16 protein-coding genes and 1 pseudogene are annotated in these 14247 nt (G+C 40.1%); 14 read left to right on the plus strand and 3 right to left on the minus strand.

Translation table 11 applies throughout. From position 1 onward, the window contains the following. Positions 1-91 precede the first annotated feature (91 nt). Positions 92-1447, plus strand: a complete 1356-nt coding sequence (locus tag NSQ64_RS07790; RefSeq protein ID WP_268357090.1) for an IS1182 family transposase — start codon at positions 92-94, stop codon at positions 1445-1447. Positions 1448-1656: 209 nt separating this feature from the next. On the opposite strand, the gene NSQ64_RS07795 is transcribed toward NSQ64_RS07790, so the two are convergent. From NSQ64_RS07795 to NSQ64_RS07805, 3 genes are all read right to left on the minus strand, one after another. Beyond that, a complete protein-coding gene (locus NSQ64_RS07795) occupies positions 1657-2934 on the minus strand; it encodes an MFS transporter (protein ID WP_268382302.1) in 1278 nt (425 codons plus the stop codon). Between the two features lie 73 nt (positions 2935-3007). After that, positions 3008-3505, minus strand: coding sequence for a L,D-transpeptidase family protein (locus tag NSQ64_RS07800; RefSeq protein ID WP_041507380.1), 498 nt, complete (start codon positions 3503-3505; stop codon positions 3008-3010). Positions 3506-3661: 156 nt separating this feature from the next. Beyond that, on the minus strand, positions 3662-4519 hold the full coding sequence (locus NSQ64_RS07805; protein WP_144678868.1) for a metallophosphoesterase: 858 nt from the start codon (positions 4517-4519) through the stop codon (positions 3662-3664). Between the two features lie 139 nt (positions 4520-4658). Between NSQ64_RS07805 and fadH the strand changes: the two genes are divergently transcribed. The 13 genes and pseudogenes from fadH (at position 4659) to dapD (ending at position 14222) form a co-directional block, all read left to right on the plus strand. Next, positions 4659-5423: a 2,4-dienoyl-CoA reductase gene (gene fadH, locus NSQ64_RS07810; RefSeq protein WP_061418951.1), complete on the plus strand. Its 765-nt coding sequence runs from the start codon at positions 4659-4661 to the stop codon at positions 5421-5423. A 64-nt stretch (positions 5424-5487) separates the two neighbouring features. Continuing rightward, positions 5488-6708, plus strand: a complete 1221-nt coding sequence (locus tag NSQ64_RS07815; protein WP_268373881.1) for an EAL domain-containing protein — start codon at positions 5488-5490, stop codon at positions 6706-6708. A gap of 262 nt (positions 6709-6970) precedes the next feature. Beyond that, positions 6971-7867 (plus strand): manganese catalase family protein, encoded by an 897-nt coding sequence (locus NSQ64_RS07820; RefSeq protein WP_019743902.1) that lies wholly within the window; start codon positions 6971-6973, stop codon positions 7865-7867. Between the two features lie 184 nt (positions 7868-8051). Further along, positions 8052-8294, plus strand: a complete 243-nt coding sequence (locus NSQ64_RS07825; protein WP_003212254.1) for a YkuJ family protein — start codon at positions 8052-8054, stop codon at positions 8292-8294. Between the two features lie 139 nt (positions 8295-8433). Then, entirely contained in the window at positions 8434-8949 is a 516-nt protein-coding gene (locus NSQ64_RS07830) for a ribonuclease H-like YkuK family protein (protein WP_024719568.1), read from the plus strand. A gap of 149 nt (positions 8950-9098) precedes the next feature. Next, the gene (abbA, locus tag NSQ64_RS07835) at positions 9099-9290 is read left to right on the plus strand and encodes an antirepressor AbbA (protein WP_008347999.1); all 192 of its coding nucleotides are present in this window, start codon (positions 9099-9101) and stop codon (positions 9288-9290) included. Positions 9291-9436: 146 nt separating this feature from the next. After that, positions 9437-9880 (plus strand): cyclic-di-AMP-binding protein CbpB, encoded by a 444-nt coding sequence (gene cbpB, locus NSQ64_RS07840; RefSeq protein WP_007498671.1) that lies wholly within the window; start codon positions 9437-9439, stop codon positions 9878-9880. A 96-nt stretch (positions 9881-9976) separates the two neighbouring features. Beyond that, positions 9977-10858 (plus strand): LysR family transcriptional regulator, encoded by an 882-nt coding sequence (locus NSQ64_RS07845; protein ID WP_039168691.1) that lies wholly within the window; start codon positions 9977-9979, stop codon positions 10856-10858. Positions 10859-10960: 102 nt separating this feature from the next. After that, a pseudogene (locus NSQ64_RS07850) lies at positions 10961-11367 on the plus strand (DUF4275 family protein). A 200-nt stretch (positions 11368-11567) separates the two neighbouring features. Next, positions 11568-12044 carry a flavodoxin gene (locus tag NSQ64_RS07855; RefSeq protein WP_268382299.1) on the plus strand — a complete coding sequence of 159 codons (477 nt, stop codon included), beginning with the start codon at positions 11568-11570 and terminating at the stop codon, positions 12042-12044. Continuing rightward, positions 12034-12927, plus strand: a complete 894-nt coding sequence (locus tag NSQ64_RS07860) for a hypothetical protein (protein ID WP_047946368.1) — start codon at positions 12034-12036, stop codon at positions 12925-12927. The genes NSQ64_RS07855 and NSQ64_RS07860 overlap by 11 nt, the downstream gene beginning before the upstream one ends. A 16-nt stretch (positions 12928-12943) precedes the next feature. After that, positions 12944-13402 carry a flavodoxin gene (locus tag NSQ64_RS07865; RefSeq protein WP_008347989.1) on the plus strand — a complete coding sequence of 153 codons (459 nt, stop codon included), beginning with the start codon at positions 12944-12946 and terminating at the stop codon, positions 13400-13402. A 109-nt stretch (positions 13403-13511) separates the two neighbouring features. Then, positions 13512-14222 (plus strand): 2,3,4,5-tetrahydropyridine-2,6-dicarboxylate N-acetyltransferase, encoded by a 711-nt coding sequence (dapD, locus tag NSQ64_RS07870; protein WP_008347987.1) that lies wholly within the window; start codon positions 13512-13514, stop codon positions 14220-14222. Positions 14223-14247: the final 25 nt, after the last annotated feature.

Genomic DNA, 14247 nt, shown 5'->3' on the forward strand with positions numbered 1-14247 from the left:
TTTCTATAGAAGAAAGTCCTCAGCTTGTAGACAAAGTCTACAAGCTTTTTTGTATAATAAGGGTAATAACACATTTCTGTGGGGGATGAACATGTTATCGAAACGTGAAGAAGAAAGAAGAAATCAATTAGAAGTAGTGGCCTTAGATGAATTAGTGCCTGAAGATCATCTTGTACGAAAAATTGATCAAGCGATCGATTTTGATTTCGTGTATGATCTTGTCAAAGATCATTATAGTTCTGATAACGGCAGACCAAGTGTGGATCCCGTTGTTCTTATTAAAATGGTTTTGATCCAATACCTATTTGGCATTCGCTCTATGCGTCAAACCATTAAAGAAATTGAAACTAATGTGGCTTATCGTTGGTTTATTGGATATGGATTTTCGGAGAAAATTCCGCACTTTTCTACTTTCGGTAAGAACTACGTGAGACGCTTTCATGATACAGATTTATTCGAACAAATTTTTTATCGAATCTTAAGAGAAGCGATGAAAAAAGGTCTCGTTGATCCATCTATCGCTTTCATTGATTCAACTCATGTAAAAGCAAACGCCAATAAGAAAAAACTTGAAAAGAAAATTGTTCGAGTAGAAACGAGAAGTTATCAAAATCAGCTTCATGAGGAGATCAATGTTGATCGTGAGGAACATGGAAAAAAGCCGTTACCCCTACAGAATAAGAAAGAGAAAAAAGAAATCAAGGTCAGTACAACTGACCCAGAGAGTGGCTACTATGTAAAGGATGAACGTGAAAAATTATTTGCTTATTCATTTCATACGGCTTGTGATTCAAAAGGATTTATTTTAGGATCACTGGTCACTGGTGGAAATGTTCATGATAGTCGTATGTTAGATTCACTCGTATCAAAGGTGACAAAGAAAGTCGGAAAACCCAATGTAGTCGCAGTTGATGCTGGATATAAAACACCATATATCGCCAAGTTTTTAATGGATCAAGAGATAAGACCTGTCATGCCTTACACCCGCCCGAGAACAAAAGCTGGTTACTTGAAAAAGAATGAATACGTATATGACGCACATTTTGATTGTTACATTTGCCCAAACGGGCAAATTCTTTCTTATCGTACAACGACTAGAGAGGGATATAAGCAATATGCGTCCGATTCAGAGGTATGTAAATCCTGCTCGTTTCTAGATAACTGTACACAAAGTCAAAATCACACCAAACAGATTCACCGACATATTTGGCAGGACTACCTAGACGAAGCAGACCATCTGAGACTCACTGAAATGAATAAGAACATCTATGCAAAACGGAAAGAAACGATTGAACGCGTTTTTGCGGATGCAAAAGAAAAGCATGGAATGCGATGGACGAAACTTCGAGGATTGAAAAAAGTTTCGATGCAGGCGATGCTTACTTTCGCTGCCATGAATCTTAAGAAATTAGCAAACTGGACATGGAAAGGACCTAGTCCAACGTAAGGTAACTGATCAATTTTATTAAATTAAGTGAAAACCCCACCTTTACTTGAAGTAAAGGTGGGGTTTGTCAGTTCTGTGTGCTGGTGCTCACGAATGTGAATTTCGCTCCGCGCCATTACTAGTCCATCTTAGACTGCAAAGGTTTTCTATCACGCTGAAAAGAAGAAAAAGGGCTAAAATAAACATTATTTTAGCCCTTTTTGCTTCATCTATTGTACTCCTTGACCTTTTAATTCACGCTGTACATCTAAGTCAGCAGCTTCTCTGCTGAACTTTGGCAGTGTAATGAAGTAAAAAAGGAAGACGAGTAAAATAATAATACCCATTCCGTAATAAATGTAAGAAACATTGGTGATGAGCTTTGGAAATAACACGGCAATTAAACCTAGCGTCAATGATTGTGCAAACATGGTGAGCGGATCAACCCACCCTGATACGCGTCCCATCAGACGAGGGTGAACAATTCTTGGGAGCCAGCCTCCAATGACAATGTTGACTGGACCAATACATGTACCAATGACAAATGATGTGACATAAAATAACCATAATGTATGGGTAGAACCAAGGACAAAAATTAAAATACCTGCAACTAGAATTGGAATCGACATGAGATATTGCATCTTTACCTTTTTCGCAAGAATAGAGCCAAGTATGCTTCCAACTAGAAGTCCGGCACCGATTGCGATCGTAAAAAAGGATGTATGCAGTTCAAAATGGTCCGGTGAAAGACCGTATTTCATTGTAAACATCGGAAGAACGGCAAATGCGCCATTCACAAGACCAAAAACAAAAAAGCCAAAAATTAAAGAAGCCAATAATTTATTTTTTAAAATATAGAGAATGCCTTCTTTAAAATCTTTTAGAGATGTTTTAACGGTCATGCCTTTCCAGCCTGCTTGTCCATTAGGCTGACGTGCTTCAATTGGAATATTGCATGATCGAATGAGAATACCGGAAATAATAAAACTGACCAAATCAATGGTAATGGCACCGTGAAGTCCAATCGTTTTATACATAATGGCACCAATTCCAACACCAAATACCATAAACAAACTAAACAGCATCTGATTTAAACTAGCAGCCTTTGCATATTGATCTTTATTTAAAATGGCCTGAACGAGAGAGGCTTCAGCTGGATAGAAGAACTTCGTAATGGCACTTCGTATAAACAAGATCAAGAAAATAAGCGGCAGTGAATTAAAATAAATGACGATAAATAAAACGATCGTCAGCCCAGCTCGTATCCAATCACAATTCTCTGCGACTTTTTTACGATCAAAACGGTCTGCGACCACACCGACCATAAAAAAGACAAAGATCGTAGGCAGTGAATACATTAACTCTGCTAAAGTGGCGTAAGCGGGCTGATGACTAAAATGGTCGAGCAAATAAAAGGCAAACGCCATATTGCCTACTGTTGTCCCCATTTGCGAGGCAAGTGCTGCAAAAAAGAGACGAACAAAATTTCTGTTTTTAAAAATATCCATAAATACGCTCCTTAACCTGAAGATCCCACTTTCTATCATATAAAATTTTAACCATTCGTACAATTAATTTCTCCTACTGGCTAATGGTCACAGGTGTTCCATTTGGAACAATTGAAGCAAGTTCGATGACATTCTGATTGTACATGCGAATGCACCCTCTAGACACAGCTTTACCAATTGAAGACGGGTTATTCGTTCCATGGATGCCGTAATGAATTTTTGAAAGGCTCAGCCAATAGGCGCCAAAGGGACCTCCTGGGTTTGGCTGTCTGTTGACAATATAATAAGAACCTGTCGGTGTCATGTTTAATATTCTGCCGGTTGCAATCGGGTATGAGCGCAAGAGCTGTGATCCAGAAAACAGCACGAGACGTTTCGCTGAAATTGACACAGATATGCGGTAAGGGATCGTGTTAGGATCCGGTAATCCAGGGATGATGATGACTTCATTTTGTTCTGGCTCGCGGGCTTGAAGTGACGGATTTGCAGCCTTTAAATCATCTGTCGTTGTTCGAAAATCAAGTGCTATAGAAGCAAGTGTTTCTCCACTTTTTACCGTGTATCGCAGCACGAAAGTACACTCCTTTTACTCAAATAAAAGAAGCCATGATCCCCGCCTCACATATACTATATGGACGGGATCAGGCCCAGTAAGGTTTCTCCTAACATTTGTCATGAGAATGATCTTTGTTTATACATATGCAGGAAAAGGTGATTTGGCTTCTCTTTACACGTGAGATGTTAAGGTGAAAAAAGTGATTTCAGGTTTGGCTAAAAACCGAAGCGGCAGTCTAGTTGTCCCAAGCCCGCGGTTGACATAGATACGGTGCTGATAGCTACCGTATAAGCCTTCGACATATATACGCCCAAAAGGTGCTGTGAGAATCGGTCCATAGAAAGGAAGCTGTATTTGACCGCCATGCGTATGCCCAGAAAGCTGCAAGTTAATAGGTGTTGTTTCAAGTTCTAGTGCGGCATCAGGCTCATGCACAAGCAATAACGTAAAGAGATCAGAAGAGACTTCTCGTTTGATGAAATGGTAATCAGGCATACTCATCATGAGATCATCCAGTGTAGCGATCTGTATGCGTCCGCCTTCTTTTTCTAAGTGAAACACTTCATTTTTACATAATGTAAAACCGCAAGCTTTCATCGTTTCTTCATATACATCAATGCCAAAGGGTCCGTAGTCATGATTTCCGCATATGGCAAACTTTCCAAACGGAGCATCAAGCTTAGACAAAGAGGCTTTGGCTTTTTCATGTTCTTCAATCGATGCTTCAAAATCAACAAGGTCACCTGTAAACACAATGAGATCTGGAGATGCAGCGTTGATCTTTTGGACAACAGTCTCTAAATCTTTTGCCGAAAATGTATCACTTAAATGAACGTCACTAAATTGCGCAATTTTAAATTGGTCAAAAGAAGCCGGTAGCTGAGCATCATGAATGGTGAGTGATACGGTGTCGATCATGCGCGGCTCAATGTACCGAGCATAGCCATAACCGGATGTGGTCGCCAAAAGTCCGAGAATACTCGCACCAGCTGCTCCTTTTAAAAACTGCCTACGGGAAAGTTGCTTCATATAAGACTCCTTTAAAAATAAAATTAAGTATAGCATGATTTTTGATGAATCTCCCATATGGTGTATGGAGGGGAAATCATGATATGATAGATGGATAATGAATGAATAGTCATTCAAAACACACAAAGGGGGAGAACAAATGACGAAGCAAACAGTGATTGTCACAGGAGGATCAAGCGGAATGGGAAAGGCGATGGCGACTCATTTGGCACTCGGGGGCTGGAATGTTGTGATTACTGGAAGAACAGAAGAGACCCTTGAAACAACGGCAAATGAAATCAAACAGCAAGGTGGTTCGATCGCTTATTTTCCAATGGACGTGCGACATCCAGAAGATGCTGATCAAATGGTGAAGTTTGCGGTAGATACATTTGGTGATGTGGATGCACTTATTAATAACGCGGCAGGCAACTTTTTAGTTCCAGCAGAAAAACTGTCTCCTAACGGCTGGAAAGCGGTCATTGATATTGTGCTAAATGGCACCTTTTTTTGCAGCCATGCAGTGGGCAACTATTGGATTCGTCAAAAGAAAAGCGGAAGTATGATCAACATGGTCGCCACATATGCATGGGGGGCTGGTGTTGGTGTAGCGCATTCAGCAGCCGCAAAAGCAGGCGTACTGTCGCTTACCCGAACGCTTGCTGTGGAATGGGGAAAGCAATATCGGATTCGCGTAAATGCCATTGCGCCGGGACCCATTGAAAGAACAGGTGGTGCAGATAAACTGTGGGAATCTGAAGAGGCTGCCCAAAGAACATTAGATAGTGTTCCGCTCGGTAGACTTGGCACACCAGAAGAAATTGCAGAACTTGCGAGTTTCTTATTATCTGAGCATGCATCTTATATTAATGGAGATTGTATCACGATGGATGGGGGGCAATGGCTCAACCAATCACCATTTTGAATGACCGTGTAAGACCTGCTTTTGATATGGTATAATCACACAAAGAGAGAAGCAGGTGATGAAAATGGTCGATCCATTGGATATTTTAACGAATATTGAAGATGTTTTCCCGCACTATCAAGCGATCTTCAGTGCGGAGGAACAAAAAGTGATAGGCTATGAGATTCTTGGAAGAATGAAGCTTGAGTCGGGAACAGTTAGTCTAGGCTCCTTCTTTACGGATTCATCTATTCCTGACGAATATAAATTGGAAGTAGATCACAGAGTATTAAGTCAAGCGCTTGATCTCTTCACGACCGCAGATGAAGATTTGCTCATCTTTATTAATCATGATGCGAATGTCCTCATGCTTGATCATGGCGAAAGTTTCTTAGAACTTTTAAAAGAATATGAAGCAAGGGGTATTCAGCTTAACCGGTTTGTCATTGAAATTACTGAACATACGTTTAGCGGCGACATTGAACAGCTTTACCATACGTTAACGTATTATCGTACATATGGGATCAAAATCGCCGTATCTAATATAGGAAAAGAAAGCAGCAATCTTGACCGGATTGCTCTGCTTTCACCTGATCTATTAAAAATAGATCTTCAGGCTTTAAGGGCTTCGTCTCCATCTCCTTCCTATGAATATGTGTTATACAGCATTTCACTTCTTGCAAGAAAAATAGGAGCGGCTTTAATCTATGAAGACATTGAAGCGAATTTTCAGCTGCAATATGCATGGAGAAATGGCGGAAGATATTTTCAAGGCTTCTACCTTCACGAGCCTGCCGCACAATTAATTGACCGTAACAAACGAAAAGAGCAGCTTAAAGAAGAATTTCAACAATTCATTGCCCATGAGAAAAAGAAACTCCAAGCTGTCTATGAACATTCTGAAACCTTTTATAAGCGAATTCATCACGCCGTCAGTACGTTAAAAAAATCATGCAGCACAAATGATGAACTTATACAAAAACTGGCACTTGAACTAACCGATTGCAGCTTTCGCATTTATATGTGTAATGAAGAAGGGTTTCAAATCACTGGAAACGTATTTAAGAAAGAGAAAGAATGGCTGTTTCAGCCAGAGTATATAGAGAAAAACTGGAGCTGGCGCCCTTATTTTCTAGCAAATATTCTTCAAATGAGAATTAGCGGAAAAGGATTTTTTAGCGATATCTACAGTGATTTAGAAACTGGAGAACGAATACGTACGTTTTCTTATCCGCTAGAGGGAGACGTGTATTTGTTTGTAGATCTTCCGTATGCTTATCTATATGAGCAGGAAGGATTAATTTAAAAGCAGCCGTCATGGCTGTTTTTTTTATTAGAAAAAAGATAGAAAAAATGGTTGACAATGAAACTGATAATCATTATCATTTAGTTATAGAGAGAAGCTACTCTCTGTTCCCCAACCCCTCTATCAGATCAAGATCCAAAAAACTTGGCGCTACCCCCGCCAAGTTTTTTTTTGTGCGCCAATCATTCCCTTCATGCATAGGACATCCCAATTCATCCATACACCTTAAATGATGATAGTTAGACAGTAGGAGGGAAAAGTCATGATCAAACGTGACAAGCGGCTGCTGATTGATTTACCAATGCCAGATCACCCAGATGCAAATGGTGCAGCGGCTGTGCAAGAATTACTCGGCGGAAAATTTGGTGAAATGTCCACATTAAACAACTACATGTTTCAATCGTTTAACTTTAGAGGGAAACGAAAGCTCAAACCATTTTATGATCTTGTATCAAGTATTACAGCTGAAGAATTCGGTCATGTAGAGCTTGTGACAACTGCAGTCAATCTCATGATTACGGGAACCACCCATGGGGGCGATCCAGATACGACCCCGATGAAAGCGGCTGTTGATAAACGAAATACGCAGCATTTTATCCAAACGGCACAAACAGGCTATCCGTTTGACTCCATGGCAAAGCCGTGGACGGGTGAGAATGTGTTCTCAAGTGGTAATCTGATTCTGGATCTTCTTCATAACTTCTTCCTAGAGTGCGGAGCTCGCACGCATAAAATGCGTGTATATGAAATGACGGATCACCCTACGGCAAGAGAAATGATCGGTTATTTACTTGTCAGAGGCGGCGTTCATGTTGTGGCGTATGCAAAAGCCCTTGAGGTAGCGACAGGGGTAGATGTTGGGAAGATGCTGCCAATTCCAAATCTCGACAATAAATACTTTGACTCTGCAAGAAAGTTTGAAGATCAGAATATTCATACAAAACTGTATACATTTAGTGATACGGATTATAAGGATATCAATCAAATTTGGAAAGGAAACCATCCGATTGATGGAAAGCCGCTGACAGTTATTGAGGGCACGCCAAAAGGTGCACCCGTGCCAGATTATAGAGATTTGCCGGAAGAGTTTGCTCCAGGTATTTCGAAAGAAGATTTTGACGAAATTGCAAAACGCCTGATGAGATCGGCCGGTTTATAAAAAACAAGATGCATGAGAAAAGAAAAAAGACTCAAAATAAAAAAACAGATTCTTTTTCTTTTTTTGAATTCAAGAGGAAAAATATCATCTGAGAACACTTTATGGTATGATGCTTTGTAGGACTTGTGTATAATCAATACGGGTTCATCTTGAGTTGTTTTTTTGAAAGGAGTCTTTTTTTAGAATGTCACAATTAATGGGTATCATTACAAGGCTGCAAAGTCTTCAAGAGACAGCAGAAGCTGCAAACGAGCCGGCACAGCGTTATTTCGAAGTGAACGGTGAGAAAATCTGTAGTGTTAAGTATTTCGAAAAGAATCAAACGTTTGAATTGACTGTTTTTCAACAAGGGGATAAGCCAAACACTTTCCCATTTGACAACATTGATATGATTTCGATTGAGATTTTTGAGCTTCTACAATCCTAAGCTGAATCGTATGAAATGTTTTTTCTAAGAATTCCTTCGTTGATTGCGGAAGCATACACTTCATAAGTGATGAACAAATGGAAGATGATCATTCAGTGCAATATTCGGATAAGAGACCATTGAAAAGGAGTTCCTTTCTGTGAGTGATTCTTTTTTCTTTAATCTTTCTGAAGAGCATTTAGCGTTTTCTGATGTTGTCATGAGAATGAAAGACTTTATTCAGAAAGACCCGAGATCTGTTTATGTACTATCAATTGGTACGGACTCTCAGGTCAATCAGAATGTCACAAGATTTATGACTGCAATTCATCTTCACCGGATCGGCAAAGGAGCTTGGGGCTGTCTCACGCAGCAAGTGTTGAATCGGCCTGTACAAAGTCTTAGAGAAAAAATTTCATTAGAGACAGCGTTTAGCCAAAAGGTATGTGCAGACATCCTTGAGGGACCTTTAACAGAACTGATGGATTTGCTTCTTCCGTTTGCTGAGGAAGGGGCAGACCTTCGTTTTGAAGTCCATCTAGATATTGGCAAAAAAGGAAGTACAAAAGAGCTGATCCAGGAAATGACCGGAATGATCACAGCCATGGGAATTGAAGCAAAAATAAAACCCGACTCATACGCAGCATTTTGCTACGCCAATCGATACACAAAATAAATTCCGTCATTTTTCTCCAAACGTTGTCGAAACGTGCGGTTGACGATTCGATTCTAGTTCCTTATTCTAGCTGTATAGAGAGGAAGCAGACATTCAAACGCCTGCTAATCAATATAAAAGCATATATGAAACAGGGGGCCTGATGTTGAATGAGCGTCATCGAAAATCGTTTTAATGAAGAAGAGAAAAAGCTATTATTAAACGTATTACTGAATCAGGAATATGCTGTCGAATTACTAAGCAGTGAGATCAATGATATAGAATGTGGAACAAAAAATGTCGACGACAATACGTATAAGAAATTGATCACATTGTATGACAGAGTAAGGTTTGAGAATTAATATCGATTGAACATTCTATTAGATACTCTACGCTGAGTATCTTTTTTATGCAGAAAAAAATCTTTCGACAAAATTCGTTTTAGTTTATGCTTAATGTTAAAGGGGAATGTATGATTGATGATTGAGAGAAAAGGGGTCGAAGAAACATGATAGAGATAGAACCGGCTCAATTACTTGAGTCAACAGTAGCTGAGCATATGATTGATGCAGATAAAGTGGCACACGTTCAAATTGGAAATAATCTTGAGCACGCCCTATTGGTCCTGACAAAAACAGGATATACAGCCATACCTGTTCTGGATGCTTCTTATCACCTTCATGGGTTAATTGGAACAAATATGATCATGGATAAAATCTTTGGCTTAGAACGAATTGAATTTGAAAAGCTCGATCAATTGAAGGTAGAAGAGGTCATGCTATCAGATATTCCAAGACTGAAAACGACGGATCCTGTTTTAAAAGGCGTTCACGCTGTGACGAATAATGGATTTGTTTGTGTGGAAAATGAAGAGCAAGTATTCGAAGGAATTTTCACTCGGCGTGTTGTATTAAAGCGCTTAAATGAAGTCATTCATTCCGCAAAAAAATGAGCTGCAGCCCAGCTTATTTTTTTTGCCTTCATAAGCTATTATTTATATAATGACTATATAAAATAAGAAAAACTTATCAAGAGAAGGAGGGCGTTCATGCAGCTTCAAGAGTTACATATGCTTGTTGTACTTAGTGAGGAATTGAATATGAGAAAGGCTTCAGAGCGGCTCTTTGTCTCTCAGCCTGCCTTATCTCAAAGGCTGCAAACGATTGAAAAAGAGTGGGGAACCAAAATCTTTTTTCGTTCACAAAAAGGTTTGACAGTCACTTCAGCTGGCGAACAGATTATTCAATTCGCCAAAGAGGTCACGACTGAGCAGGATCGAGTGCGAGAGAGAATTGACGAGCTTGAAGGAGAAATTCACGGTACACTCAAGCTTGCCGTTGCGTCCATTATTGGTCAGCACTGGCTGCCAAAGGTGCTGAAGCGGTATGTCGAGAAATACCCAAATGCCAAAGTATCTCTTGTGACAGGCTGGAGCAGTGAGATGCTTAAAAGTCTGTATGAAGACCATGTCCACATTGGCATCATTCGCGGGAATCCTGATTGGAAGGGCACAAAGGAATACTTAATGACCGATCATTTATATTTAGTCGATTCTGTCATCAAGGACGTGGATGAGTTAATTGAGACAGAACGCCCGTTTATTCAATTTAAAAGTGATAGCACCTATTATCAAGAAATTCAGCACTGGTGGCATCAAAAGTTTAAAGTGTCGCCAAAACAGACGATTCTTGTGGACCAGATTGAGACATGTAAACAAATGGCCTATCACGGTATCGGCTACGCCATTTTGCCTTCGGTCACCTTATATGATCATGAGAAAAGCGTACACAAAACCCCGCTCGTAGACGCAAATGGAGAGCAAATCGGACGTGACACGTGGCTGTTAGGATATGAAGCCTCTTTTCAGTTAAAACAAGTTCAAGCATTTGTTGGTGTGGTGAAAGAAATGCTTGAAAGTGAGGCAGTGTAAGTACTTCTGGAAGAGGAGGTGCTTTTTAGGATAAGTGGTTTGATTAGGTTTCTAATAGATTTATCTGTTTCATACTGAAAAAGCAGAAAGCTGGAAGAAATGATGAGAAATCAACAAAAAAAGAAGATGGATATACCGAAGTGGGGAACTTATTTACGCGAGAGATGGCGTGGACGTTTTGCAAGTCATCTTTCTTTAGAAGAACAAAAAGAGATTGGATGGATGGCTTCCTATGGCACTTATGCAGCTGGGGAAAAGTTGAATGCCTTGAAAAAGAGGCAGCGATAAACGCCTTTCATCAGCAATCGAAGCATACATGTACTATTTTTTATCAATTTACTCAAGAAGCGTATCTGTTTGAAAACGCTGCTGACCTGTCAGTGAAGGAATTGCCGTATACAGACGGACACATGGACTATAGCGATCTGTATGTCATGGATTGGGAAGAAAATTGGACATTTGTGATGACGCACGAATCCGATTGCGGTCCATATTTTATTCAGAAATAAAAAAAGAGTAAATCACAAAGAGATAGAGTGATGATCAGTTAAAGCCGCCTTCCAATTGGAATGAGCGGTTTTATTGATGTACGTCATGTGTATTTTGAACAGCACCTTTTCATAAAACATTTGACAATGAAAATCATTATCATTTAAAGTGTACATATAATAATTGAAAATGATTATCATTTAGATGAGGTGACCAATAGATGAAAGCACTAATTGCATTTGCGAGTATGTCTGGCAATACGGAAGATATGGCAACGATCTTAAAACAAACGCTTGAAGGAAAAGGGATAGAGACAGAGATGATGGAATTTGACGACACAAGTGCAGAAGATCTTTCTTCATACGATTATGTCATGATCGGCTCTTATACATGGGGTGACGGTGATTTACCTTATGAAGCTGAAGATTTTTATGAAGAGGTCTCAGCACTTGAACTTAGTCACATCAAAGCGGCGGTATTTGGATCAGGCGATTACAGTTATCCGAAGTTTTGCGAGGCTGTTCATACCTTTCATGACATGCTGAAATCGACAGGTGCAGCCGTATTTCCTGAAACATTGAAAATGGAACTTGCGCCAGATACAGATGAAGATGTGGCGTGCTGTGAGGAGTTTGCAACGAGCTTTTTAACGTGGGCATCATTGTCTGAGAAAAGAGTTGAAAATCATGTTTCATAAAGGTGCGACAGCTGTTGCTGCGTCTAAAAGTGGCGGCTACTTTGTTGCTGTCAAACGAGAAGGTATTTTTCATTACAGTGTGGAGGGCGGATGGCAGCAGCTTTTTAAGCTCAAGCATAAAATCCACGCTATCAGTTATATTGGTCCGTATTTGTTCGGTGTTGGTGAAAATGGAACTGTCATACGATCAGGAGATGAGGGCCATACGTGGGCGCTATCATCTTTTCCGACAAATGCAGTTGTTTGGTCTATTACAGGACGCAAAGATGGGTTTGTATGCGCACATGGAAAGCATAGTATTTATGTGTCAACCGATTTCGGAATTTCCTGGGAAATTATGAAGCCATTTGCTCATGTAAATCAGCCCCCTGTGATTCGCTCATTATGTGTAGCCGGCGATTATCTTTATATTGGAACACAGATTCATGAGGTGCATGGAGGAATATGGGTGTATGACTTCCAAAGTGAACAGGTTTTTCTCCTAAACAGAGAAGAGCACCGAATGACTGCTTCTATGCTGCTTTGCGGGGAACACCTCCTTGTCTGTGCGTTGGGCTCTAAAAAAGGGAAAAGAGGATCTGTTCAAATTTTAGACTTACATACAAATATGCTGCATGATATTCAATCACAAGCTTTTGCGCGAGAGGAATCATTTTTGGATGTGTCAGAGGATAACGGCATTGTGTACGTGACCACCTCACAGGACGAGCATGGATTTTCTAAGGTGTATCAGCTTGATATAGAGCAAAAAGAGCTCAAGTGGTTTGATACGATCAAAGGGCACGGTTTTCGTGTCGCCAATCAAAAGGAGAATTTTTTCTGTGCGGGTTTATATGAAAGTAAGTTTGTCAGGCCTTATGAGGAACCTGCACTGATTCATTAATAAGGAGGAAGAAAAAGTGACGAAAAAAGTTTTATTGGTGTATGCCACAATGTCAGGAAATACAGAAGCAATGGCTGATTTAATCGAAAAAGGATTAAAGGAAGCTGGTGCTAGCGTGGACCGGCATGAAGCGATGGATATTGATGCTGAACTTCTTCATGATTACTCGCACATTCTGTTAGGTGCATATACTTGGGGAGATGGTGATCTTCCAGATGATTTTATTGATCTATATGAAGAAATGGAAGAGCTTGATTTGACGGGTAAAGCATTTGCTGTATTCGGTTCTGGAGATACATCTTATGAACATTTTTGTGGAGCTGTGGATTTAATTGAAGAAAAAGTGAAGGAGCTGGGCGGTGATATCGTCCTACCATCCATCAAAATAGAGCTGAATCCAGAAGGAAACGAGGAAGAGGAATTGATTTCTTTTGGTAGACAATTTGTTCATCTTCACCAGCAAGAAGCGGGATAAAGAGGCCCGCTTGTTTTATTTGCCAAGGCGCAGACAATTCTTTCACTTGTCATTAAAACTCTCCTTTGGTACAGTAATGAAGTATAAATTAAGAGGAGGACATACATACATGAAACAAATGGACGCTAATGAAATTATTTCATTTATTCAAAATAGTACAAAATCAACACCTGTTAAAGTCTACATTAAAGGGGACTTAGAAGGTATTGAATTTGGTGAACATGCAAAAACATTTATCACAGGTAACACTGGTGTTGTCTTCGGTGAGTGGAGCGAAATTCAAGAAGCTCTAGCATCAAACAAAGACAAAATTGAAGATGTTGTCGTGGAAAATGACCGTCGTAACTCTGCGATTCCTATGTTGGATTTGAAAAACATCAAAGCACGTATTGAGCCAGGTGCAATCATTCGTGATCAAGTGGAAATTGGCGATAATGCAGTCATCATGATGGGTGCTTCTATTAATATCGGTTCAGTCATCGGTGAAGGTACGATGATTGATATGAACGTTGTTCTTGGCGGCCGTGCGACAGTAGGTAAGAACTGTCATATCGGTGCGGGATCTGTTCTTGCAGGTGTTATTGAGCCGCCTTCTGCTAAGCCAGTTGTAGTAGAAGATGATGTTGTCATCGGTGCAAACGCTGTTGTTTTAGAAGGTGTAACAATTGGAAAAGGTGCAGTTGTAGCAGCTGGAGCGATCGTTGTGAACGATGTCGAGCCTTACACGGTTGTAGCAGGTACACCTGCAAAGAAAATCAAAGACATTGATGAAAAAACAAAAGGTAAAACTGAAATCAAACAAGAACTGCGTCAGCTTTAATTGACACAATTCGCAGCTGAAGACA

Origin of the sequence: Bacillus sp. FSL W8-0183 (genome assembly GCF_038006825.1) — a bacterium.
GTDB classification, from domain to species: domain Bacteria; phylum Bacillota; class Bacilli; order Bacillales; family Bacillaceae; genus Bacillus; species Bacillus altitudinis.